This window comes from Polynucleobacter sinensis, from assembly GCF_001595985.1.
Taxonomy (GTDB): domain Bacteria; phylum Pseudomonadota; class Gammaproteobacteria; order Burkholderiales; family Burkholderiaceae; genus Polynucleobacter; species Polynucleobacter sinensis.
Window position 1 is genome coordinate 236,882 of record NZ_LOJJ01000002.1, and the last position, 24,162, is coordinate 261,043.

General features: G+C 45.9%; 27 protein-coding genes. 5 read left to right on the forward strand and 22 right to left on the reverse strand.

What is annotated here, in order from left to right; genetic code table 11:
* The first annotated feature begins 1 nt into the window (after nt 1).
* On the forward strand, nt 2-517 hold the full coding sequence (ribH, locus tag AOB49_RS03320; protein WP_062307914.1) for a 6,7-dimethyl-8-ribityllumazine synthase: 516 nt from the start codon (nt 2-4) through the stop codon (nt 515-517).
* Between the two features lie 22 nt (nt 518-539).
* Nucleotides 540-1,046 (forward strand): transcription antitermination factor NusB, encoded by a 507-nt coding sequence (nusB, locus tag AOB49_RS03325; RefSeq protein ID WP_062307917.1) that lies wholly within the window; start codon nt 540-542, stop codon nt 1,044-1,046.
* A 30-nt stretch (nt 1,047-1,076) separates the two neighbouring features.
* Here the strand turns inward: nusB and trmB are convergent, their stop codons facing one another.
* From trmB to AOB49_RS03350, 5 genes are read right to left on the reverse strand one after another with little or no spacing between them, the layout of a single operon-like run.
* Nucleotides 1,077-1,886, reverse strand: coding sequence for a tRNA (guanosine(46)-N7)-methyltransferase TrmB (gene trmB / locus AOB49_RS03330; protein WP_062307921.1), 810 nt, complete (start codon nt 1,884-1,886; stop codon nt 1,077-1,079).
* 1 nt (nt 1,887) lies between these two features.
* Nucleotides 1,888-2,886 (reverse strand): glycosyl transferase family 90, encoded by a 999-nt coding sequence (locus AOB49_RS03335; protein WP_062307923.1) that lies wholly within the window; start codon nt 2,884-2,886, stop codon nt 1,888-1,890.
* Between the two features lie 40 nt (nt 2,887-2,926).
* A complete protein-coding gene (locus tag AOB49_RS03340) occupies nt 2,927-3,862 on the reverse strand; it encodes a UDP-glucuronic acid decarboxylase family protein (RefSeq protein ID WP_062307926.1) in 936 nt (311 codons plus the stop codon).
* Nucleotides 3,863-3,884: 22 nt separating this feature from the next.
* Nucleotides 3,885-4,343 carry a DUF2721 domain-containing protein gene (locus AOB49_RS03345; RefSeq protein WP_062307928.1) on the reverse strand — a complete coding sequence of 153 codons (459 nt, stop codon included), beginning with the start codon at nt 4,341-4,343 and terminating at the stop codon, nt 3,885-3,887.
* A gap of 27 nt (nt 4,344-4,370) precedes the next feature.
* A complete protein-coding gene (locus AOB49_RS03350) occupies nt 4,371-5,216 on the reverse strand; it encodes an undecaprenyl-diphosphate phosphatase (RefSeq protein WP_062307931.1) in 846 nt (281 codons plus the stop codon).
* A 120-nt stretch (nt 5,217-5,336) separates the two neighbouring features.
* Here AOB49_RS03350 and AOB49_RS03355 point away from each other — a divergent pair, with 120 nt between their 5' ends.
* Entirely contained in the window at nt 5,337-6,950 is a 1,614-nt protein-coding gene (locus tag AOB49_RS03355; protein WP_062307933.1) for a TolC family protein, read from the forward strand.
* A 4-nt stretch (nt 6,951-6,954) separates the two neighbouring features.
* On the opposite strand, the gene waaC is transcribed toward AOB49_RS03355, so the two are convergent.
* From waaC to AOB49_RS03420, 13 genes are all read right to left on the reverse strand, one after another.
* Nucleotides 6,955-7,980, reverse strand: coding sequence for a lipopolysaccharide heptosyltransferase I (gene waaC, locus AOB49_RS03360; RefSeq protein ID WP_062308134.1), 1,026 nt, complete (start codon nt 7,978-7,980; stop codon nt 6,955-6,957).
* Between the two features lie 31 nt (nt 7,981-8,011).
* Nucleotides 8,012-8,578: a dTDP-4-dehydrorhamnose 3,5-epimerase gene (gene rfbC / locus AOB49_RS03365; RefSeq protein ID WP_062307935.1), complete on the reverse strand. Its 567-nt coding sequence runs from the start codon at nt 8,576-8,578 to the stop codon at nt 8,012-8,014.
* The gene (gene rfbA, locus AOB49_RS03370) at nt 8,575-9,498 is read right to left on the reverse strand and encodes a glucose-1-phosphate thymidylyltransferase RfbA (protein ID WP_062308137.1); all 924 of its coding nucleotides are present in this window, start codon (nt 9,496-9,498) and stop codon (nt 8,575-8,577) included. The genes rfbC and rfbA overlap by 4 nt, the downstream gene beginning before the upstream one ends.
* Before the next feature lie 25 nt (nt 9,499-9,523).
* Entirely contained in the window at nt 9,524-10,495 is a 972-nt protein-coding gene (gene rfbD / locus AOB49_RS03375) for a dTDP-4-dehydrorhamnose reductase (protein ID WP_062307937.1), read from the reverse strand.
* Between the two features lie 16 nt (nt 10,496-10,511).
* On the reverse strand, nt 10,512-11,570 hold the full coding sequence (gene rfbB, locus AOB49_RS03380; protein ID WP_062307940.1) for a dTDP-glucose 4,6-dehydratase: 1,059 nt from the start codon (nt 11,568-11,570) through the stop codon (nt 10,512-10,514).
* Between the two features lie 63 nt (nt 11,571-11,633).
* On the reverse strand, nt 11,634-12,431 hold the full coding sequence (locus tag AOB49_RS03385; protein ID WP_062307942.1) for a DUF5672 family protein: 798 nt from the start codon (nt 12,429-12,431) through the stop codon (nt 11,634-11,636).
* Between the two features lie 23 nt (nt 12,432-12,454).
* Nucleotides 12,455-13,375 (reverse strand): DUF6492 family protein, encoded by a 921-nt coding sequence (locus AOB49_RS03390; RefSeq protein ID WP_062307945.1) that lies wholly within the window; start codon nt 13,373-13,375, stop codon nt 12,455-12,457.
* Between the two features lie 24 nt (nt 13,376-13,399).
* A complete protein-coding gene (locus tag AOB49_RS03395) occupies nt 13,400-14,734 on the reverse strand; it encodes a glycosyltransferase (RefSeq protein ID WP_062308140.1) in 1,335 nt (444 codons plus the stop codon).
* Nucleotides 14,735-14,748: 14 nt separating this feature from the next.
* The gene (locus AOB49_RS03400) at nt 14,749-15,741 is read right to left on the reverse strand and encodes an aspartate carbamoyltransferase catalytic subunit (protein WP_245640598.1); all 993 of its coding nucleotides are present in this window, start codon (nt 15,739-15,741) and stop codon (nt 14,749-14,751) included.
* On the reverse strand, nt 15,738-16,244 hold the full coding sequence (gene pyrR, locus AOB49_RS03405; protein ID WP_062307948.1) for a bifunctional pyr operon transcriptional regulator/uracil phosphoribosyltransferase PyrR: 507 nt from the start codon (nt 16,242-16,244) through the stop codon (nt 15,738-15,740). The genes AOB49_RS03400 and pyrR overlap by 4 nt, the downstream gene beginning before the upstream one ends.
* A gap of 1 nt (nt 16,245) precedes the next feature.
* A complete protein-coding gene (ruvX, locus tag AOB49_RS03410; RefSeq protein ID WP_407070227.1) occupies nt 16,246-16,677 on the reverse strand; it encodes a Holliday junction resolvase RuvX in 432 nt (143 codons plus the stop codon).
* Nucleotides 16,664-17,248 carry a YqgE/AlgH family protein gene (locus AOB49_RS03415; protein ID WP_062308144.1) on the reverse strand — a complete coding sequence of 195 codons (585 nt, stop codon included), beginning with the start codon at nt 17,246-17,248 and terminating at the stop codon, nt 16,664-16,666. The genes ruvX and AOB49_RS03415 overlap by 14 nt, the downstream gene beginning before the upstream one ends.
* Before the next feature lie 106 nt (nt 17,249-17,354).
* Entirely contained in the window at nt 17,355-18,173 is an 819-nt protein-coding gene (locus tag AOB49_RS03420) for a YdcF family protein (RefSeq protein WP_062307952.1), read from the reverse strand.
* 80 nt (nt 18,174-18,253) lie between these two features.
* On the opposite strand from AOB49_RS03420, the gene AOB49_RS03425 reads away from it, so the two are divergent.
* Nucleotides 18,254-19,744, forward strand: a complete 1,491-nt coding sequence (locus tag AOB49_RS03425) for a cryptochrome/photolyase family protein (protein ID WP_062307955.1) — start codon at nt 18,254-18,256, stop codon at nt 19,742-19,744.
* A gap of 37 nt (nt 19,745-19,781) precedes the next feature.
* Nucleotides 19,782-20,621 carry a symmetrical bis(5'-nucleosyl)-tetraphosphatase gene (locus AOB49_RS03430; protein WP_062307957.1) on the forward strand — a complete coding sequence of 280 codons (840 nt, stop codon included), beginning with the start codon at nt 19,782-19,784 and terminating at the stop codon, nt 20,619-20,621.
* Between the two features lie 23 nt (nt 20,622-20,644).
* On the opposite strand, the gene hemL is transcribed toward AOB49_RS03430, so the two are convergent.
* The 4 genes from hemL to AOB49_RS03450 form a co-directional block, all read right to left on the reverse strand.
* Entirely contained in the window at nt 20,645-21,937 is a 1,293-nt protein-coding gene (gene hemL, locus AOB49_RS03435; RefSeq protein WP_062307959.1) for a glutamate-1-semialdehyde 2,1-aminomutase, read from the reverse strand.
* Nucleotides 21,938-22,000: 63 nt separating this feature from the next.
* Nucleotides 22,001-22,171, reverse strand: coding sequence for a rubredoxin (locus AOB49_RS03440; RefSeq protein ID WP_011902084.1), 171 nt, complete (start codon nt 22,169-22,171; stop codon nt 22,001-22,003).
* A 36-nt stretch (nt 22,172-22,207) separates the two neighbouring features.
* Nucleotides 22,208-23,662, reverse strand: a complete 1,455-nt coding sequence (locus tag AOB49_RS03445; protein ID WP_062307962.1) for a THUMP domain-containing class I SAM-dependent RNA methyltransferase — start codon at nt 23,660-23,662, stop codon at nt 22,208-22,210.
* A gap of 39 nt (nt 23,663-23,701) precedes the next feature.
* Nucleotides 23,702-24,127, reverse strand: coding sequence for a CopD family protein (locus AOB49_RS03450; RefSeq protein WP_062307964.1), 426 nt, complete (start codon nt 24,125-24,127; stop codon nt 23,702-23,704).
* Between the last annotated feature and the right edge of the window lie 35 nt (nt 24,128-24,162).

Here is a 24,162-nt window from a genome sequence, read left to right on the forward strand (position 1 = left end):
TATGAACACATCAAATACTGAACAAGCCGTTGGCGTTCTAGCCGCTGATTTAAATGGCCAAGACCTGCGTGTTGGCATTGTGCAAGCCCGCTTCAATGAAGAGCACTGTGTCGCCCTTACAACCGCTTGTATTGAAGAATTAATTAAGCTTGGTGTAGCGCAATCTGATATCAAACTCGTGACCGTACCAGGAGCGCTAGAGATTCCCTTCGCACTGCAAAAGCTTGCACAAACTGGCGAGTTTGATGGTTTGGTTGCATTAGGCGCCGTTATTCGTGGAGAGACCTATCACTTTGAACTCGTCTCCAATGAATCCGCTGCCGGCATCACCCGCATCTCGATTGAGTCAGGTCTACCGATTGCAAACGGTGTACTCACTTGCGATACCGATGAGCAAGCGCAAGTACGCGTTCAAGTCAAAGGCGCTGACTGCGCTAAAGCCGTAGTTGAAATGGCCAACCTTGCTCTCGCCCTCACTCCCGATATTGATTTTGAAATCAATACCCCACAAGAGTAATCGGCAATATCATTAAGATCACATGACTAAAAACTCTACAACGCCTTCATCCACTGGAAATACTCCAGTCAATGCCGCCCCAAAGCGCTCACTGACTCCGCGACGTCGCGCCCGTGAGTACGCTCTCCAAGGCGTCTATCAAAGCTTAGTCATGCGTCGCGCAGGTAGCCTGCCCAACGCAGCTACAATTGCCAAGCAACTCGCTGAGGACCCTGGATTTCGTCGTTGCCAGCTCGATCTGTTTCAGGGTATCTTTTCCGGCGTTCTTGAGCGCACCGATGAATTAGAGGGGCTTATTACTCCAGCCTTAGATCGCCCTATTAATGAGCTCTCTCCAGTGGAGCATGCCGCACTATTGATCGGCACCTATGAGCTAGCTGTTGACCTAGCAGTACCTTATAAAGTTGCTATCAATGAGGCAGTAGAGCTTGCTAAAACCTTTGGCGGGACAGATGGTCATAAATACGTTAACGGCGTATTGGATCTATTGGCTCAAAAATTACGCAGCACAGAGATTCAGGCTAATTAAATTAAATCCTGAAAGTGTTCGGCAGTTAAGTTACTTTTTCTTGTAAACCAAGTCCCAAACTCCGTGACCCAATTTAAGGCCGCGATTCTCGAACTTGGTGATCGGGCGGTAATCTGGCCTTTCCACATAAGCAGGATGCTCGGCACTTAACTGCTGGGCAGTAGGCTTAAATTCCTTACTAGAATCCCCTTCCTTTGCCACGTCTGCAATAGAAAAGGTTTCAATCTTCGCCAAATGAGTTGAGGTGTTCACCAATGCTGCTTCAGCATTTAACACCAAGAGCATTTGTTCAGCATAGTTATGCCAATCCGTTGCCAAATGTAAGTAGGCGCCTGGCTTTAAACGCGATACTAGCAGCTTCACAAAATCAGCCTGAATCAGTCTACGCTTATGGTGACGTTTTTTATGCCAAGGGTCTGCAAAGTAAATATGGATGCCGTCTAAGGAATCAGGAGGAATCATCTTCTCAAGCACCTCAACCGCATCATGACGAATCAAACGCAAATTACGAAGATCATTTTCACCAATGAGTTTAAGTAAAGCACCTACACCGGGAGGATGCACTTCAATTGCTAAGAAATCATCTTCAGAGCGCAAGGCAGCAATCTTGGCAGTAGTCTCACCCATGCCAAAACCAATCTCTAAAATCTTAGGATGCGATGAGCCACCAAAAGCCGCAGATAAGTTGAGCTCATGATCCTGAAAAGGAATCAGAAACTGCGGGCCTAGCTCATCGAGCGCGCGCTGCTGACCAGCAGTTGTTCTACCGGCCCGCAAAACAAAGGAACGAATGCGATCAAAATGAGGCGCAGCCTTGGAATTGGAGTCTACTGGTGTCAATTTAATTCAAAGCCTTATTGATATTAACAAGCGCTTTCTCAAGCTCCCGTTCATAAGTTAATTGATATGCTAATTTTGCTCCATTTACGCCAATTTCCTTAGCCTCATCATCATGGTCTCGCAACCAGTGAATCTTTTCAACCAAATCAGACATATCTGATTTAACGGGAACAAAATTTACCCAGGGGATTAATTGATCGTAATACCACTGCCTATAATGACCTGGAGAGGCCACCTTTAATACAGCCGATCCAGAAAGCAACTTTTGAAAGAGGGCTGACCAAGCATTTGTATTACCATCAATATCGATGAGATATTTATACCGGTTGCTAGAGGTAATTGGCACAAAACCTTTCTCGTAACCCATCCCCCTAATCTCCCTTGCATCTTGTTTGGATACTTGCGCAAAGGAGCTTACGCCAACATCAAATAGATAGCGGTTGCCAGTTTGATTAGCCAACTCACACAACTGGAGTCTTGGCAAACCTCGCCATGAATCACCCACCCTCATGCCCGTAGTATTTCCACGCCAGAAGGCAATAGGTGAGCGCATATTCCAAGGCGGAGAATTAACCATAAAATCTAATCGAGTATCTTCGTATCCATGCGCACCCCAAAAATCTGTATCGGGTATGAGGATGGAATCGCTTCGATTTGAACAAAGCGCTAAACCAGGCGCTTGGGCTAAATCTCCCAAATTAATCAACACGCTACCTGCACGAAAATATTCCGAGACATGAAATGCCTTAATCAATGGCAATAACAATATTAATCTAGTTAAGGCAAATTGATACTGCTGTACGGAAATCTGTTGATTAAAAACAAATCCACATGATTCTTTGCTCTGTAAAACCCACTCAACCCCCGTAAACGGCGGTTGAAATTCAGACTCTTGAAGAAAAATTTTTAGCGGCTCAGCCACCTCTTCGAGAAGTTGATTGGCTGCACTCCATTTTTTCTTAAAAATGAGTTTGCTAATTTTTTTTAAATTAACTTGCAAGATAGTGATGTCGTCTAGAGGGAATACTTAGTGGATGATTCTAATTAATCACACCTCTAAAATACGCAATCGTCTCTTTCAGGCCATCCTCAAGTTGTACTTTAGGCTGCCAGCCGAGTTTTGCTTTAGCAAGCTCTATGTTTGGCTGACGCTGTTTGGGGTCATCGGATGGCAATGGCTGATAGACGATCTTAGATTTGCTTCCTGAGAGTTTGAGGATTGTCTCGGCTAATTGCAGCATGGTGAACTCACCAGGATTACCAATATTGACCGGTCCCGTGAAGCCCTCCTCAGAGTTCATCATTTTGACCATGGCGTCAATTAAGTCGTCCACATAGCAAAAGCTACGGGTTTGCTGACCATCGCCATAAATGGTGATGTCTTGCCCTTTGAGTGCCTGAACAATGAAGTTACTCACTACTCGACCATCGTTAGGATGCATACGTGGACCGTAGGTATTAAAAATACGCACCACTTTGATATCTAGGTTGTGCTGACGGTTGTAGTCAAAAAAGAGGGTTTCTGCGCAGCGCTTACCTTCGTCATAGCAAGAGCGAATCCCAATAGGATTAACTCTTCCCCAGTACTCCTCTGGTTGGGGGTGCACTTCGGGACCACCATACACTTCGCTAGTCGATGCCTGCAAGATTCTTGCGCGCGTACGCTTAGCCAAACCCAGCATATTGATGGCACCATGCACGCTCGTTTTAGTGGTTTGCACAGGATCATATTGATAATGCACAGGAGATGCCGGGCAAGCCAAGTTATAGATTTGATTGGTTTCTACATAGAGCGGGAAAGTCACATCATGACGCATCAGCTCTAATTTGGGATTAGGCAGAAGATGCTCCAGATTAGCTTTGGAACCCGTAAAGTAGTTATCCACCACCAAGACATCATTACCCTCTTTAAGCAATTTCTCGGTAAGGTGGGAGCCCAAGAAACCAGCGCCACCAGTGATGAGGATTTTGTTCATAAGAACTCTTTATAAAAGTAAATTATTTGGAGATAGGGGTGTTCCAGCCAGCTGAGCGATAGGCATATACCACTTCAGCCAATACGATGGACAGCGAGGTCATAAATGAGACCAAACCAAGCACAAAGGTCCAAATGACATATGTGCCCTGCAAGGAACGTATCGCACCAGCCTGGAAGAAAAATAATTCCAGTACGGTTAAAGAAATAAATACTCCACTCAATACATCAAAGAAAATGGCGGCGGTACAAAGACGTCCACGGGTCTTCGCTTCATTCGCCTCAATCGTCAAATGCGCGATCACAGCGACATCCGTGACTAAGCCCTCTTGAATCTTGTACTGAATGGCGCGCATACGATCTACCGAACGCGCTAAACGTGCAGAGATCGCATTAATCAGTGTCGCAACAGCCGTTAATAAAAATACTGGCGCTAGAGCAAGTTGAATATTGTTCGTAATCGCGTCTATTGATACATCCATATAAATTTCCGTAATGTGTGTTGATGCTTAATGAGACCAAGCCACTAAGCCACTATAAGCGCTCACCAAAACCAACAAACCAAAAATGATCCGATACCAAGCAAATGGGATGAAATTATGGCCTGCAACATAATGTATCAACCAGCGGACACAAATAAAAGCGGAGATAAAAGCGGAGATAAAACCCAGTGCAATCGCCCAAGTAAAGTCACCCGATAAAGAAACAGGGTGCTTCCATAGTTTGAGTAATTCATAAGCGGTGGCACCACCAATCACTGGGATTGCCAAAAAGAAAGAAAACTCAGTAGCAACAGCACGTGGCAAGCCAAACAGCATTCCGCCAATAATCGTTGCTCCAGAACGGGATGTTCCTGGTATTAAGGCTGCGCATTGAGCCAGCCCCACCTTTAATGCATCCATGTAACTCAGGTCATCGATTGATTGAATGTGATCTTTTGCTAATAGGATTTTCTGTTGTCGACGTTCTGCCCAGAAAATAATCAATGCGCCCACAATAAATGCACTAGCAACCGGAATGGGGGAAAACAACACCGCCTTGATATGCTTGCCAAAAATCAAAGCGAGAGCCATGGCAGGCACCGAAGCAATCAATACATTGATGGCAAACCGGCGAGAAATTGAACTTGTCCGAACAGTGGAAGCCACCTTCCAAAGCTTTTCACGAAACTCCCAACAAACCGCTAAGATTGCCCCAAACTGAATAATGACTTCAAAGGCCTTACCTCGTTCATCATTAAAATCGAGCAAATCCCCCACCAAAATCAGGTGCCCAGTACTGGAGATTGGCAAAAATTCTGTCAAACCCTCCACTACCCCCAGTATTACCGCTTTACCCAGCAAAATTAGATCCATAGCCGCAATTTTATAGATAGATAGCCTGTGCCTAAGGATTTGGCAAAATAAAGGGCAAATTAAGAAATTTGCATCAATAAGCCTTAAACTTCATGGCACATTAAAAAGTACCTGATTGAGATGACTTCACCCCGCTTTCGTCTTACCCAACTCAGCGCCCTTGGTTTAATCCTGGGTCAAGCGCTTGGACTGGTCTCGAACTCATCCAGCGTATTTGCACAGAGCCCTACTGGGATAAAGCCTGCATTACCGACACCCATGAGTGCCCAATCTTTAGTGGGGCTGGATGCACCACCCCAAATGGTGGCTGCCCCGAAGCAAGCTATCCCCATTAGCGAAGTTCCCTCTTATGTCACCCCGAATGGCGCAGCTCGATCAGGACAGGCAACAGACTTAATTCGTTTATATCAAGAAGCTGCATTTAGTGATCCCGTCTTAAACGCTGCCCGCTTTAACTACCAAGCAAGCAAAGAACTGTTTTGGCAAGGTCTATCTCTTTTGCTTCCTCAAGCCACTGCCGTGCCTGGTGGTACACGCTACTTCCAGCACACTGCCGGTAATGCACCTGCAAATGCCTTAACGGGTTCACGTGTATACGACCAAAAAAACTATACCGTCACCTTGACTCAACCCGTATTTAATATGGCTGCCCTAGAAGCATTTAAACAGGGTGACTTAAATACCAAAATTGCGGATATGCGCTTTTATCTCGCGCAACAAGACCTCATCATCAGGGTGTCCCAAGCCTATTTTGATGCTTTAACCAGCCAAGATAATGTCGAGCTCTATCGCAATAAGAAGAGCTTAATCAAACAGCAACTCGAGATTGCTCAAGCAAAGTTTGATGCTGGACTTGCAACAGTAGTAGATATCAACACCGCACAGGCGGCATACGATCTAGCAAGCTCACAAGAAATTGCTGCCCAAGCCGATCTCGTAGTGAAGCGCGGAGTACTTGAGCAATTAACTGGTCGTCCAATTGGTGCATTAAAGCCACTGACTAAAGAAGCAAAAATTGATGGGGTTCTGAAAGATCCTCGATCCAATAATAAGGATGGCAAAGGGATCCCGATCGCTGAGGGAGTTAACCCACAGCTGCCCAAAGGCCAAACCTTAGATGACTGGATCTTGCAAGCAGAGACCGCCAACTTCAGTGTTTTGGCAGGTCAGCTCTCCGTCAATTTAGCAGAAAGCTCCTATAGAGCATCTCAAGCACTGAACTACCCTACCGTGAATTTTGTGGGTACTGCTGGTTACAACACATCGAATGGAACCGCTAATAGCTTGACGCCAGCGCAAACGAATATCTATAACAATACGATTGCCTTACAAATGAATATTCCACTGGTATCTGGTGGATATGCTTCCTCAGTCATTCGTCAGAATGCTGCTTTATTGGATGTAGCCAAAGCAAACTACGATAACGCCCGTCGCACCGCTGCCCAGAACACGCGCGCGGCCTTTACCGGATTTTATGGCGGTCTAGCCAGCGTGAAAGCCTATGAGGCTGCTGAGCGTTCATCAAGCTCAGCATTAGAATCTAGCAAGCTCGGATTTCAAGTGGGCACTTTGATCAATATCGATGTATTGATTGCCTTAGATACTCTGATTAGCACTCGCTCACAACTTCAGCAGGCGCGATACAACACTATTCTGAATGCGATCAAATTGAAGGCGCATGCTGCAGCTTTATCAGATGAAGATCTGATCGCTATCAATACGCTGTTGCGCTAGAAATTTACGCGAGTAGTTTTATAGCGCTATCAAGAACCACCTCCATACTAGGTGGATTTTGAATATCACCGACATTAGCAATCCGTTCTGACCAATAACCCTCTGTTTTCCAGCGGGGTGAATCGCAGTAGATTTCTACAGTAGGTTTATCAAGCACGGCTGCCAAATGGGTAAGACCCGTATCGACTCCGACCGTGAGCGCTGCACCAGAAATAAATGAAAAAGCTTGCTCGATCGAAAAAGCTGGCGGCACAAAGGCATTCGGAATTTTCGCTGCTAAAGACCGGCTCACTTCCTTCTCTTTGGCACTGCCCCAAGGAAGCACTACCTGATAACCCCGCACTGCCAATTCTTTTCCGAGCGCGATCCAATCATCATTGGCCCAGCGCTTAGCCTCTCTCGCAGTCGAATGAAAGAAGAGCACATAAGGACTCTTTAAGCCAGCAAGCGGCACCCGAGGAATCCCTTCAACAAATGATGCTGGATAGAACTGGGGATTATTAGTGCGTGCCAATAATGGCCAATCTAAGGCAGAGCACATCACCCAACGGGATCGATCGACTGCATGACATTGTTTTGGGACTTGTACCGACTGGCTATAAAAGCTTCTGGCCAAAGGCTCATATCCTGAGAACTCTGTAGCGTTTGCAAGGCCAGCAACAACTGCATGAGCGCTCTTTTTAGCCAAGGCACAGACAATGGCAGACTTGATTAAGCCTTGTGTTTCGATACAGACATCGTAAGTAGTTTCTTGAAGTGCTTTGCGGAAAGCAAACCACTCTTTCCAAGTAGACAAGCGCAATAGATTTTTCTTCCAACGACGCAAGCCAAAAGGAATGATGCGATCAATCCCCCGGAAATTATTATGAGAGAGCAATGGCTCTAATAAATGAACATAACCCTCTTCCACCACCCAATCAATTTGCGCATCTGGCAAACGCGCACGCAAATCCCACACAATCGGCAAGTTATGCAAAACATCCCCGAGGGAGGATAGCTTTACTAACAGGATTTTTGGGGAAGCGCTCATGCGAGCATTATCGTATCTTTTGCAGGGCAGCTTAAAACTTGGGCGCAGCATCCCACGCTAGACCGGCAGAGTCCTTGGCATTCATATTGGGCGCTATGCCTTGAGGTAATGGCCATTCAATACCAATAGTAGGATCATTCCAAGCCAGGCAAGCTTCACTCTGAGGGTGATAGTAATCAGTAGTTTTATAGAGGAATTCCGCAGTCTCAGAAAGCACTAGAAAGCCATGCGCTAGACCGGCCGGAATCCACAACTGCCGATGGTTCTGAGCGCTTAACTCGATACCCACCCACTTTCCATAGGTTGGTGAATTCTGACGAATATCTACTGCTACATCGAAAACACTTCCCGCCACCACACGCACTAATTTACCTTGTGTATGCTCCAACTGATAATGCAAGCCACGTAAAGTCCATTGACGAGAAAAGGAATGGTTATCTTGAACAAAGTTGACCGATAAACCTGTAGCAACTGCAAAATCTTGCGCATTAAATGATTCAGTAAACCAACCGCGCTCATCACCAAAGACTTTAGGCTCAATCACCAAAACATCATGAATCGCTGTTGGCGTTACTTGAAGCTTAGTACTTGTGCTCATCCAATCATCTTCTTATGAGAAAGCGCTACAGGTTGAGCCGAGGTATTGAGTTCATTCAAGATACGGTTTAAGTACTGACCATAACTATTCTTACTCAGTTGGGAAGCTACCTTTTGCACATCTTCTGCGCTAATCCAACCTTGACGATAAGCAATCTCCTCTGGACAAGCTACCATCAGGCCTTGACGCTTTTGAAGGGTCGCAATAAAACCTGCAGCATCTAAGAGTGAGTCGTGAGTTCCAGTATCTAGCCACGCAAAACCGCGACCCATGATTTCTACATTGAGTTCATTCTTTTCTAAATACACACGATTCACATCTGTGATTTCTAACTCGCCACGCGCGCTAGGCTTAATCGATGAGGCGATATCACACACTTGATTGTCATAGAAATAAAGACCGGTCACCGCATAGCTACTTCGTGGCTTAAGGGGCTTTTCTTCAATCGAGAGTGCCTTGTAATCCTGATCGAACTCCACTACACCATAGCGCTCGGGATCAGTGACATGGTAAGCAAATACAGTTGCACCGCTATGACGATCATTAGCGCTATTGAGCTGATCTACTAACTCATGACCATAAAAAATGTTGTCACCCAGTACAAGCGCACTCGGATGATTGCCAACGAAATGCTTGCCCAAAGTAAACGCCTGCGCCAAGCCATCTGGCGAGGGCTGCACGCAATACTCAATATTTAAACCCCACTGAGATCCATCCCCCAATAATTCGGCAAAACGTGGGGTGTCATGTGGAGTAGAAATCAGCAAAATATCCCGAATGCCAGCAAGCATTAGAGTGGTCAATGGGTAATACACCATTGGCTTGTCATAGACCGGCATCAGCTGCTTAGATACCGCTTGGGTTACTGGGTACAAACGGGTTCCAGAACCCCCTGCCAAAATAATGCCTTTACGATTCATGCGATTGATCGCCATTGCGTACTTTCTAAATAAGTCCAGCTTGAGCCAAGTGACGGACATACGCCCGAACAGCAACATCCCAAGGCTGATTTAATAGCTGCAATTTTGACATATCGCCTCGACCCTCAAAGATTTGACGCAATTTATCGGTCGACATTCGAGAATTCATCGGCCTAGGGGCTGGCAAGGGATATTCACTCGCGGGAATGGGCTCGATTCTCTCGGGACTAGCTTTTAGGCTAATGCCCGCATCTAAGGCAGACCGTACTGCTAAGACTGCCAAACCGTGCCAAGTTGTCTCACCGGCCGGGACGGCATGATAGATACCCGAAGGAAACTGTATGCACTCTGCCTTCTTGCTCATCACCAAGCCCATACTGATTTGCGCCAACCACTGCGCACTAGTGGGCACACCAAACTGATCATGAATCACTCGTAGCGCTTCACGATCTTTTGCTAGACGCAAAATAGTGCGAATGAAATTAGCACCCTCGCCATATACCCAACTCGTCCTAAAAATTGCATATTGCCCTAAACGATTAGCGGTGCTCTTGGCAGCGTTAGCAAATACTCGAGCAATCGCTTCTTCACCAGCAGCCTTGCTCTTCCCATAAATTGCCAAAGGATTGCGGATATCGTCCTCGAGATAAAAACCATACTTTTCCCCATCAAAGACGTAGTCTGTTGAATAGTGGACAAAAGTAGAACCATGGCTGGCAGCATATTGAGCCATTAACTCAGGAGCTCTTGAATTGACCGCGTAGGCCAATTCTTTTTCAGTCTCAGCCTTATCAACAGCCGTGTACGCTGAGGCATTAATAATCACATTGGGTTCAAATTGATTTAATAAGGCAGTGAGTGCCTGCCCATCAGCAAGATCACATTCTGCGCGACCGATATATTGAATTTCCAATCCAGAAAGCGGGGCATCAGAATGCAATTGCGCCCGCAAGGCCTTCCCTAGCTGGCCATCTTTTCCAAATACTAAGATTTTCATGGGCTGATTGCTTTACTTAGCTGTATTGCTTTTGCAACCAATCGCGATAAGAGCCGCTGACCACGCCCTCCACCCATACTGGATTATCCAAATACCACTGAACTGTTTTACGAATACCGCTCTCAAATGTTTCCGCAGGACGCCACCCTAATTCACGCTCAATCTTGCTGGCATCAATCGCATAGCGACGATCGTGTCCTGGGCGATCTTTGACATAGGTAATTTGCTCAACATAGGACTTACCGTCAGAACGCGGCCTTAATTCATCCAAAATTGCACAAATCGTTTTGACCACATCGATATTCGCTTTTTCATTCCAACCGCCAATGTTGTAGGTCTCACCCAACTGACCTCTCGCCAAAACTTCACGAATAGCCGAGCAATGGTCGCCTACATAAAGCCAATCGCGAATTTGCTGTCCATCACCGTAAATGGGCAAGGACTTGCTATTGAGCGCATTAAGAATGACTAGCGGAATTAATTTCTCAGGAAAGTGATAGGGGCCATAGTTATTGGAGCAATTGGTCGTCACTACTGGGAAACCGTAGGTATGAAACCAAGCCCGCACTAAGTGATCAGAGGCTGCTTTAGAGGCCGAGTATGGGCTATTGGGCTCATAGGGATTGGTCTCAGTAAATGCAGGGTCCGTTACTGATAATGACCCATACACCTCATCGGTAGATACATGATGAAAACGAAATACCCCTTTAGCCGACTCGTCTAAACCATTCCAGTACTCGCGCGCGCACTCGAGAAGGTTAAAGGTGCCCACAATATTGGTGTTTACAAATTCTGCTGGGCCATGAATCGATCGATCAACATGGCTCTCGGCTGCGAAATTGACGATCGCTCGGGGTTGGTACTCCTTGAGCAATTTAGTGACCAATTCTTTATCGCCAATATCGCCATGAACAAAAATATGACGCGGGTCATTCTTCAAAGACTCAAGGGTTGCTAAATTACCGGCATAGGTCAACTTATCCAAATTGATAATGCCTTCATTTGCAGGCTCTCTTAGCCAGTCAAGAACAAAATTGCCACCAATAAAGCCAGCGCCACCAGTTACTAAAATCATGATTAGCCAATAGTTATTAAGTTTAGAGCCATTTTAAAACGATTTAGAGCCGCTTTAAGGCAATCATCTACCCACCAGCGCTTTGATCTTCAGGGCGAGATATCTTTTTCTGAGCTTCCAGGTAAATTGAATACGCGCACCAATCAATGTTGCAAGCTGATATTGCTGATTCGCCAGGAGATAATCCACTAGATCAAATGCATCAACCCCTTTTAAATAGGAATCTGGAAGCATGGTTAAAAATTTGAGAAGCTCATCATTGCTGAGCACCCTTCCGAAATTAAAGAAACCATGAAACCCAAATGCATCATGCCACTCGGAACGCTCAACAGCAAACTGTTCAGCAATCTTCATAGGCGCAATCTTGATATGACATTCAGTTTCGAGAAAATCTTTGTTGTCTACACAAATACAAAAATCTTCCGGATGCCGCTTAATAAATTCTGGGCGCTTAATCGCCTGTAAAAGCTTGACTGATCGAAGAGAAAATCCACCATTACCAACCGGCGTCTTCGGGTGATGAGGCCACACCGGACCAATATAGTCATAATCTAAAAATTCCGATCTCCAAAGCTCTGGATGGGTGATAAAACTATCCCACTGAATAATCAATACATGGGAATCCTTCACATAATGATCTATTCCAGTTAACAAGAAATCCGAATAGTCTTTGGTAGTGGAAATTGGGGGTGCTTGAACGTATTCAATTTCAGAGCGCTGACCCGAAACGCGACTCAAATCCGTAATGAGCACCACATTCTTAAAAGTTGTCTCTCTTAAGCACCGATCAATAGCCCAATGTGCTAATTGAGGATCTCGCGTTTCAACGCAAAGTAAAGTGACATTAGAGAGCTCGAGCATTATTTTGAGTTCTAGCTTGTGGGCTAGATAAAGCCCGCCAGAAGAGAGATCTTAAATTGTGCCTTCTTGAGGGCTCGCTTAATTGTTCTCCAGACCCTAGACGCCATGCTTTTGTTTGAAGGGCCAAAATCTCCCCAACTCTCCCAATTGGATTGATACACTACGCCCAAATAGTCATGGGCGAGCAATTTCTCTTTATAACCTAGTACCTGATCGGCCCACAACTGATGTTCATAGTGGTAGTGCTTAAATAATTGCTCGCGGGGATATATAGGGATCGCGCGAAAATGAATCAAAGACTCGCCATACCAGGTAAATTCCGAGCCACAAAGTAATACGGCATCTAAGAAGCTCATGCCATTAGGCGTTAAATAATGAACATCAAGAGATTCCCAAACTTTGGCACTCCACAAAAACGGGGCATAGCCATAATCATAAGTAACCCCCGTGCGACCTAACGCAGCTTTGATGGGTTCACGATCTGCTAAAAAATGTTGGCGAATTCTTTTGGGACCAAAACGCTCTGTTGCCTGCAATACATCGCGCCCTTCATGAATAACGGAATACGGAATGTCATCCTTGAAAATGAAATCACTTTCATCGAAATCACGAATAAACACACAATCGGAATCGAGCACCAAATAATTTTTTGAAATCCCAAGACGCCAGAATTCAGATTTAATGACTTGCTGCCTTAATCCACCTCGAATCTGATACAGCTTTTGAATATCTAATTTTGGATTGGTAGCAAAAATATCTTTTTCATCAAAAACCTTGACGTCAAAATCCTTTAGACACTCTTCAAATAGCTCAACATCTTGAGTTGGCACAGAAATATAGAATGGAATATTGCTTTTATTATGCGCACGAATACTTTGCGCCAATTTCACGGTTCGCAATAAATCTTTGCGAAAGGTGCAGCAATACAAAACAAAATTCAACATTATTTTTTAACCTATCTAAAAAGATTAAGCCTGTATTTTTTCTTTAGCCTCGGAAAGCATCTGATCAACCGCCTGATCAACGCCCACTGGTAACCACTTTGGCTCGATTAATTGCCGCTTTTGCCAATCTAGCCAGATTCTTTCTAAAGCCATTGCAACGGCCTGCGGATCGCTCTGCGGACTTAAATAAGCACCTCGGTCGAGCAGCATCTGATCGAGCTGCGGGTTACGATGGGTAATCCCCCAAATTGGCCTTCCGGTCCAAAGGTAGTCATAGAGCTTAGAGGGGATGTACTCAGCACACCACTCATCATTCCCATGCAACAAAATCAGCACATCAGCTGCTTGCATTCTTTCCACCACCCTTTCCCTGCCAGACTTACCAGTAGCGAGATCTTTTTCAAGGCGACCATGTGCCAACAATACATCATCAAGCTTTAGGTTTTTTAGGGCTTCCACCGTGAGTGGATCTAATGGGGCACCATAGGCATGTACCCGAATAGATTGTCTAGCCTCAGGGAATTTTTCCAAGAGAGAAATTAAGGCATTCAGAATGGTTGATAGTGAGCGGTCATTAGCTAAAGATCCAAAATGGCAGAGATTGAGTTGCTCAGTGTATTGATGAGTTCGATTGGCACTTAAACCACCAGGGGGTTCTGCGCCGGGAGTTAATACAAAACCGTGAGCATTATTAGGCGTGTTGAGATTAGGATTACGCACCTTTGCATAGTGCAAAGCGCCATCTGTGAACCACCAAGCTAAATCAGCATAGCGACAAATCTGCTTTTCTAAATATTGCCGAAATCGAGCATCTCGATTTTGAGGCCTCTCAAAACCCTGATCATTTGGATCCTTACGAATCACTAAAGGATCGTGAATCTCCACAATCCAAGGCAAACCTGTTTTTTTCTTTAGCCATAGGCCCGCCAAGTGTGCAGACCACGCACCGCCAGTGGAATAGATCACATCGACCTTACCCGCGCGAATCAAACGCAAACCATGCACAAATGCAGGCATTGCCCAAGACCACTGACTGGAGTAACCAAGAGTCAACTTCTCTAAAGCAATCAATGGCGCAAGCAATATGGAAACTAAGCCCGTCGATACTTTGTAGAACAAACCTCTGCCGTATTGATTGGCAATCCAGTGGCGAAAATCAAACCGAAAGGCAGCAGGCCCCCAGGCCAAAAATTGCCGGTGTGGGAAGCGCTGATCTTTGATTCCAGTAATAGCACTAAAAACCATTGGCTTAACACCGGCCTCTAGCAAATAAGGGATCTTATCGGTGATGGTCAGACTTGATGCCCTCCCATCCATATTGAATCCATGCGACAGAATCAACCAATTCTTTTTTTGCATCAGCACATTCGCAATCAATTACCAGCCACTATCGACATGACTGCCATGCGTACCGCAATACCGAAAGTGACCTGATTGAGAATGACCGATTGAGGGCCGTCTGCCACTGCTGAATCAATTTCCACACCACGATTCATCGGACCTGGATGCATCACTATGGCATCAGACTTCGCCAGCGCCAAGCGTGTTGGCGTTAAGCCGTATTGCTTAAAGAAAGCATCACCCTCGGGAACCTGCCCTACTTCCATGCGCTCTTTTTGAATCCGCAAGGTCATGACCACATCCACGCCCTTGAGGCCCTCTTCCATACTGTGAAATACCTTCACCCCCAGCATATCTAAATCACTTGGTAGGAGGCTTTCAGGGCCAATTGCACGAATGTCTGTGCAGCCCAGAGTTCTCAAAGCGCAAATATTGGATTTGGCAACACGGCTATGCACAATGTCACCAACAATCGCGACTTTAAGACCTGAAAAATCCTTCTTAAAATGACGCATGGTGTACATATCCAATAGGCCTTGGGTGGGATGCTGATGACTGCCATCCCCAGCGTTTACGACATGGACATGGGCTGGAACATGTTGGGCAATTTCAATCGGCGCTCTCGAGACACTGTGTCGAACCACAAAAATATCTGCCTGCATTGCAACTAAGTTATCAATCGTATCTAAGAGACTCTCACCCTTGGCAGTTGATGAGGTTGAGATATCTAGATTAATGACGTCAGCCGATAAACGCTTTGCTGCGATTTCAAAAGTGGTACGCGTGCGCGTAGAGTTTTCAAAGAACAAATTAAAGACGCTCTTACCACGTAATAGTGGCACTTTTTTTACTTCTCTAGCAGGGTCTGTCACGCTCACAAACTGCTTTGCAGTATCCAAAATATGCAAAATCTGTTCTTTTGGCAAACCCTCTAAAGTCAGTAAATGTGTGAGCTCACCAGCAGCATTAAATTGATTGACCGGGGCATTCACTAAGTTACCCGCTGAATTCTTTACTTCACTCATGCTGTACGCTCCTCTAATTGGAAGCTGAACTTGCCAGCACCATCTTTTTCCAATACTAAAATTTTATGATCTGGAATGCTCACTCGCTCACCAACAACATTTGCAGCAATAGGCAACTCCCGATTTTCACGATCAGCCAACACCATTAGCTCTACTCGCGCCGGTCTTCCAAAATCAAATAACTCATTTAAGGCGGCACGAACAGTTCGGCCCGTTAACAAAACATCGTCGATCAAAATAATATTTGCGCCATTAACTTCAAAAGGAAGATTAGTCGGCATTGTGCTGGCTGTTCGTAGCGCAGTCATGCCCTTTTCAGCATAATCATCTCGATGAAACGCCACATTAATCACACCATATTGAGGGAGCTGTAGGTCTTTCGCTAAACGCTCTGCAATCCAAGCACCGCCCATCGCCAGGCCTGCTAATTCAAAAGCTTCATTTGCGTCTTTACGCTTTTTAATGGCCTCTAGCAATTTTAGGTAGGACTGCTCTGCATTCATCTCAACTCATTCCATTCTTCTCAAGAAAGTACTGCTCCAAAATTAGCGCCGCAGACTCGGCATCCAAATTGTCTCGCATGTTGGGATCGCCCTCTAAAACTACCGAGGTATAGCGCTCATCCACCCAATCTACTGGCAACTGAAAGCGCCCATGGAGTTGATTTCCAAAACGGCGCGCCTTAAGGGTCATTGCATGCTCAGCACCATCGGGATGGCAGGGCAAACCGACAACCAATTGATTGGGCTGCCATTCTTGCAGTAGCGCCGCAAGCGCCTTAAAACGGGCATCCTCAGATGACTCTGAAATTGCCCTCAAAGGCTGCCCTACTTTCGTTAGGGTATTGCCAACAGCCACACCAATACGTCTCGTTCCGTAGTCAAATGCCATGACCGTTTGTACTGCAGCAGCCTTTTCTTCTTTAGGCATGCCCAGCTTCTCCAGATAGATGGGAGGGATCAAACCCCAAATGACTCATAGTCAGCTCATAGCGTTGGCTTGAGGGGGTATCAAAAACAATCTCCATCATCTGCTCACGAGACAAGGGAACATTGATCCAGCCGTTATGGGTAATTTCCTCTTCCAACTGACCGGCACCCCAACCTGCATATCCTAAAGTCATGAGAAATTTCTGAGGGCCTGCGCCATTCGCAACGGCCTCAAGGACATCCTTAGAGGTCGTCATGGTTAGACCGCCAGGAACCACCAACGAGGAGCTGTAAGCCTTGTCTGTAATGGGCTCATGCAGTACAAATCCCCGCTCAATTTGGACTGGACCCCCAAAATACACCGGCTGGTGTAGTAAGGGAGCAATTTCTAGTTTGAGCTCAATCTTGTCGAACAAGGTTGCCAAGTCGACTTCAGTGGGGCGATTCACCACTAAACCCATTGCGCCGCGCTCAGTATGTTCAAACAAGTAAATCACTGAACCGGCAAAATTAGGGTCGACCATACCTGGCATCGCTATCAAAAATTGATTTGCGAGATGATTAGCGGAATACGAAATCGCTGACCCCTCAGAAGATACCGGGGAGCTTTGGGTGGGTAATGCAGATTGACCCACAGGGGCTTTTTTAGCCGTACTCATGTGGGTTTATTTTACCGAATAATTGTCATATCTTTCCGGTAATCCAGTATGCCAATAGACCCACTACCTCGTGCATGAGCCTATTCCAGTTTTGAGTACCATCCTCCAAGTCAAATCGACTCCAGCGCAACTGGTGCGCCGTTTGATAGTCCACTGGAACTGGGATCACATGAATACCCTGTTTTTGAAAGATTTTCAAAGACCGGTACATGTGGCTGGCCGACGTAATGAGAAGCCATGGCTTTGGTGATGCATCAGGGCCACTCACCTCGCTGCGCTCTAACTCCAAAATCATCGGCTTCATATAAAGGATGTTTTCATAGGTATTACGAGATTGATTCTCGTAATGGGCGTTTTGGCTCGATAAACCCTGCTCAGCAATCAACTGCTTGAAAGCGTCTGCCTCAGACATTCCCTGAGGTGAGAGGCGACCAGAAAACCCGCTGAAAATAAATGGTAGCTCTGGATACTGGCGAATTAACTCAAAAGCTTTGGTAACACGCTCTGCAGATGAGTAAATCGAAATCTCGCCACGATCCATTGCGATTTCACCGCCCTCAATAGCTCCGCCCAAGATAATGATTCCACTCACGCCATCTTTTGAAACTTGACTCAAATTGGCCTTGGGAGCCGCATTCTCCAAAGCCCTTAGAAATACCTCTGAGCTTGGCAACCAGCCAAGCAACAATAGATCTGCCAAAGCTAGCAATAAAAATCGCTTACACAGATGGGGCTTTCTGAGCCCAAGGAACAAAAGGCTTAACACCACAAAGACAATGACCCAATTTAAGGGTTCAATACAAAACTGTCCGATTTTTGACAAGATAAAAAAGAGGGTATCCATAAATTCCAGTGGGCTATTTACAAACCAAATGTTAACCGCAAGATCAGCGTAATACGGCAATAAGCCCTAATATAGAGCTTATGAAAAAAGCACTAGTTTGGCTCCGTCGCGATCTCCGTCTTTATGACAATGCAGCACTACACCATGCACTTACTCAGCATGATCAAGTTTGGCTTACCTTTATCTTTGATGAAGATATCCTAGCGCCTTTGCGCACAGAAGATCTCGATGAGAATGGACTCAAACACGATCGCCGAGTAGATTTTATTTGGCAAGGTCTCCAGCAGATCGACCAAGAATTACGCCATCAAGGAGGCGGCCTCATTGTTCAGGTGGGTAAACCAACTCAGTGCATCCCAAAGATAGCTCAAGCGCTCGGCGTAGACACTGTTTTGACTAACCATGACTATGAACCATCGGCTATTGAGCGTGATGCGTCCGTTGAGGCATCACTTAATCAACTCAACATCGGATTTGAGACCTTCAAAGACCAGGTCATTTTTGAGAAAAAAGAAATACTGACCAACTCAAACACCGTATTTTCTATCTTTACCCCATACAAAAATAACTGGTTAAAGAGCTTAAAAGAAAGTGATATCGCAGCATACGATTGCTCTGCAAAAAGAGGGCAATATGCCCAAATTCCCCAAGCATTACAGACAACATTCCCCAGCCTAGAATCTATGGGATTTACGCCCACCGGTATTGAAACCTACCTACCGCCAGGCTCAGAGGGGGGGCAACACTTTCTAGAAGATTTTCTACATCGCATTGATAACTACCAAATCGGTAGAGACTTTCCCGCCATCAAGGGTGTCAGCTATCTCTCGACCCATCTTCGCTTTGGCATGCTATCCATTCGTGGCTTAGTGCGCGAAGCACATCGCCGCATGCTTGCAGGCAGTATGGGTGCCACTATCTGGCTTAGTGAACTCATTTGGCGAGATTTTTATTTCATGATTCTTGCCAATCACCCTCGACTGGCAAGCGGAGCATCCTTTAAGCCGGACTATGACAATATTGAATGGGAGAGTGGCGCCCATGCTCAAAAATTATTTAAGGCTTGGTGCGAAGGGAAAACAGGTTATCCCCTAGTAGACGCGGCGATGCATCAGTTGAATCAAAGTGGCTATATGCATAATCGCTTACGCATGGTTGTTGCTAGCTTTTTGACCAAAGACCTCGGAATCGATTGGCGTTGGGGCGAAACTTACTTTGCAAAACATCTAAATGATTTTGAGTTGTCTTCCAATAATGGAGGTTGGCAATGGGCTTCCTCCTCTGGCTGCGATGCACAACCTTATTTCAGGATTTTTAATCCCGTCACTCAATCTCAGAAGTTTGACCCCGAGGGGAAATTTATCCGTCGCTACTTACCGCAACTAGAAAAGCTGTCCAAGAAATCCATCCATGCCCCCTGGGAGGCTGGGCATATTGAACTCGAGGCCGCCGGAGTGCTGCTGGGCAGGGACTACCCTCTCCCCATCATCAACCACGATGAGGCTCGCAAGAAAACTTTGGTTCGCTATAGCGTAGTCAAAAAAATCAGCCCCGAAGATCCTAAGATTTAAATACATAGATGTCATGCATTCCGCTTTAAGATAGGGTATGAGCAAGATCTACGCAGTAGGGGATATTCAGGGATGCGCGCCATCCCTGAAGAACCTCGTCAAAAAAATTCCGAAAAAATCAAAGATGATTTTCTTGGGCGATCTCGTTAATCGAGGCCCTGACTCTTTGGGCACTTTGCGATACCTCAAACAACTTCAAGAAGACCAACGTATTGAGTGCATCTTAGGTAATCACGATTTGCATCTACTCGCGGTCGATGCCGGGATACGCAAGCCTAAAAACTTAGATACCATTCAATCGATTTTGAAGGCTCCAGATAGAGCGGAATTGATCGACTGGTTGCGTCATAGACCAATGGCATTAAGCAATGGGAAAATATTAACCGTCCATGCAGGCGTACTACCCCAATGGGATCTTCAGCAAACCATTGAATGTGCCCAGGAAGTGGAAAGAGCGCTACGCAAAAAATCCTATAAAGATTTTTTAGGAAATATGTATGGCAATACACCGAACAAGTGGAGTCACTCGCTAAAAGGCTATGAGCGTTTACGCGTCATCACCAACGCCCTGACTCGCATTCGCTTTTGTACGCCGTCTGGAACGATGGAGTTTGATAGTAAGGAAGGTTTCGAGAGTGGCCCAAAGGGATACATCCCTTGGTTTAAAGCTCCTAAGCGAAAAACTCAAGACACGCTTATCTACTTTGGTCACTGGTCGACCTTAGGACTCTTACGAGATCAAAATGTGATCAGCCTAGATACGGGATGCGTATGGGGCGGAAAATTAACTGCAATGGAAATCCCTGATTCTGGAAAAGCCAGCAAAAATCTAGAGATTATCCAAGTGGATGGCTATGAACACCCACTTAAGATGTAGCCAACCATCCACACTTTAAAAATTTATAGCTTCTTAAACGCGATCTTTGCCGCAGCAATAATTTCATCAAGAATGGCATTGTCATGGGCAATCGAAGTAAAACCAGCCTCATAAGCAGAAGGTGCAAGATAAATGCCTTGATCTAGCATCAGGTGGAAGAATGTCTTAAATGCATCAATGTTGGTTTTGGTCACCTCTTCAAAAGAGGTGGGTACCTGATTGGCAAAGTAGAAACCAAACATACCGCCAACACTATCGACTGCAAATGGAATATGAGCTTCATCTGCCGCCTGCTTTAAACCTGCCATGAGCTTCTCTGTTTGACCCGTTAAACACTCATAAAAACCTTCACGAGAAACGATCTCCAAGGTCTTGAGCCCTGCAGCAACAGCCACGGGGTTGCCTGATAAAGTGCCTGCTTGGTAAACATTACCCAAGGGCGCCAATTTGGACATGATTTCCTTCTTGCCGCCAAAAGCCGCCATAGGCATACCGCCGCCCATGACCTTTCCAAGACAAGTAAGGTCAGGAGTAATTCCCTGCAAAGACTGGGCACCACCTAGCGCCACCCTAAACCCTGTCATGACTTCGTCGTAAATCAAGACACTGCCATATTGAGTGGTGAGGCTACGCATTGCCGTGAGAAATGCTTTGGACGGCTTAATCAAGTTCATATTCCCAGCGATAGGCTCCAAGATTACAGCGGCAATCTGATTACCCTGCTTCTTAAAGACCTCCTCAAGCGCAGCAACATCGTTGTATGGCAAAACTAAAGTGTGCTTCACCAAGTCATAAGGAACGCCGCCAGAAGAGGGTGCATTCTGAGTCGAATCGGCAAAGGTCAAGAGACCTGAGCCCGCCTTGACCAAAAGACTATCGGCATGACCGTGATAACAACCTTCAAATTTAATGATGAGATCGCGACCCGTGTAACCACGCGCGAGGCGCAAAGCGCTCATAGTTGCCTCTGTACCGCTCGATACCATGCGAACCTGCTCGATGCTCGGTATGAGCTGGCAAATACGCTCAGCTAACTCAATCTCACCTTCAGTGGGTGCGCCATAACTAAAGCTGGTTTCAGCCGCCTTTTTAACCGCCTCAACAACTTCTGGATGCGCGTGACCCACAATCATTGGGCCCCAGGACATAATTAAATCGATATAGCGCTTATCGTCTGCATCCCAGAAAAATGGCCCCTTGGCTTTTGTGACAAAACGGGGTGTGCCACCAACCTGGCGAAAGGCACGCACTGGAGAATTCACACCCCCAGGAATTGTCTTTTGCGCCCGCTCAAATAAGATGTCGTTTTGTCCCAAGATACTCTTCCTGCTTTCGGTAATGACTTTAATGTTGCTAAATAGAATGATAGAAGTAGATGATTAAATCGCCATCATTTCAAAATCTTCTTTACGCGCCCCACACTCAGGACACGTCCAGTTCATGGGCACATCTTTCCATAAGGTGCCTGGTGCAATGCCCTCTTCAGGCAATCCAGCGGCTTCATCGTAGACCCAGCCACAAATTAAACACATATAGGTTTTGAATTCCATTTCCGTCTTCCTTAATCATTCTTACTAAATTCAGTTTTATTTTAGATCTGGCGTACCAACTCTTTTTTGATGCATCTCAAACTTAAATAGCCTACATTCCAATGGCCCATTAAATAATGGAGTGCGTTTTGATTCTTTAATACGTAACTGGCCTGGCAACGCCATATCTGCCGTCAAAACAAATACATTCCAGCCACCAAAAGCATCTTTTAAACGTTGGCCAAACTGACGCAAAAATTCAACGAACTGAGGATCCTGTTCCTCTTGCGCTTGGAGCTTTTTTAATGATTCGCGACTAGAACGCTTGGCGCTTTGACGGCCAGTTTCTAGGTTCTGCGCAAAACGATCTTCGGGCTCTAGCGCCTCGTCATATCCATCCCCACTCACTTCTTTATCCCTACCGCGACCACCCTTAATCACTAGACGCTCACCATATGGCGGGTTTAACAACATCACCCCATCTTTAGCATTTTCGGGAGGCTTACTAGCTAATGCATCAATTTGACGGGCTACGGGCAAACCAGGCAACTGGGCACGCTGCCAATTGCCCTTGAACATCGCCACCAATCTCTCGTTAATATCGCCACCACTTATTCCCAAGGACTGCGCATCAGGAAACTGCTGGCGCTTTGCCATCATTTCAATGTGGGCCGCTTCTTTTAAAGCAGTCCAGCGCTTTTGCTCGGCAGCTTCATTAAATGGCTTGAGCCTCTGAAATCCAAACCCATGGGCTGAAGTTACTAGGGGACGATAAGCAAGACGTGATGGTTTAGCATCATCGCCATACATTCCCGCACGAATCGCGCCCGGCGGAATCCCTAAAGCTATTTGCGCCGCCTCAATCAAAAAAGTTCCACTACCACACATCGGATCAAATAGCGTTTGCGTTGGCTTCCAACCTGTCATTGACAAAATACCAGCCGCCAGATTCTCTTTGAGTGGGGCGTCACCCTTTTCATCACGCCAACCACGCTTAAATAAAGCCTCACCAGAGGTATCAAGATAAATCGTGACTTGGGTTGCCGTAAGATGCGCCTGAACTCGCACATCGGGGAAGGCTGTATCAATACTGGGACGATCGCCAGTCACATCACGCAAACGATCAACAATTGCATCTTTAATTTTCAGAGTCGCAAAATTCAAACTCTTTAAAGGTGAGCGATGTGCGGTCACATCCACGCGTAAAGTTTGTTTTGAGGAAAACCAGTCTTCCCATGCTAAGCCACTCGCCAATTTATATAAATCCTCTTCCTGACGATATGGCGCCTGCGCCATCTGCAATAAGACACGGCTAGCAATGCGTGAATGCAAATTCAATGCCATTGCCGCAGAAATCGGCGCGGCAAGACCAACGCCTCCAGTAGGGCTTGTTGGAGTTGGATCAATCACCCAAGCACCTAGAGCCTTAGAGTCAGGGCGAGCTGTAATAGCTGCCAACTCTTGGGCCAAGGGCACCTCTAGTCCGCCTGGACAAACAACAAAAAATCTCATGGGACTAACAATCTATAAAGGGTAAACAATAGGGATGCATTAAGGCTTAATTACTACTAAAGCAGTAACGACCAGCAATAAAATAACGGGCACTTCATTAAACCAGCGATACCAAACGCCTGAACGGGTATTAGTTCCAAGACGAAACTTTTTTAGCAGGCTTAAGCAGGCGTGGTGATAGCCTATAACTAAAAGGACTAAAAAAACTTTAGCGTGCATCCACACTTCGCCAGCGCCGATCTTGAAGTGCAACCAAAGCGTTAATCCTAACAAGACTGCCGGCACTGCCAAAATTGTCATAAAACGAAAGAGTCGATTAGCCATCCCCAAAAGACGAGCATAGACTTCGGGATTCTTCTCGTCTGCCAAATTAACAAAAATGCGTGGGAGATAAAACAGGCCTGCAAACCATGAGGCAATCAAGACAATATGTAGTGTCTTAGTCCATAAATAGGCGTTACCCATAATTTAATTCCATTCTATAAATGAGTGCTAATTCA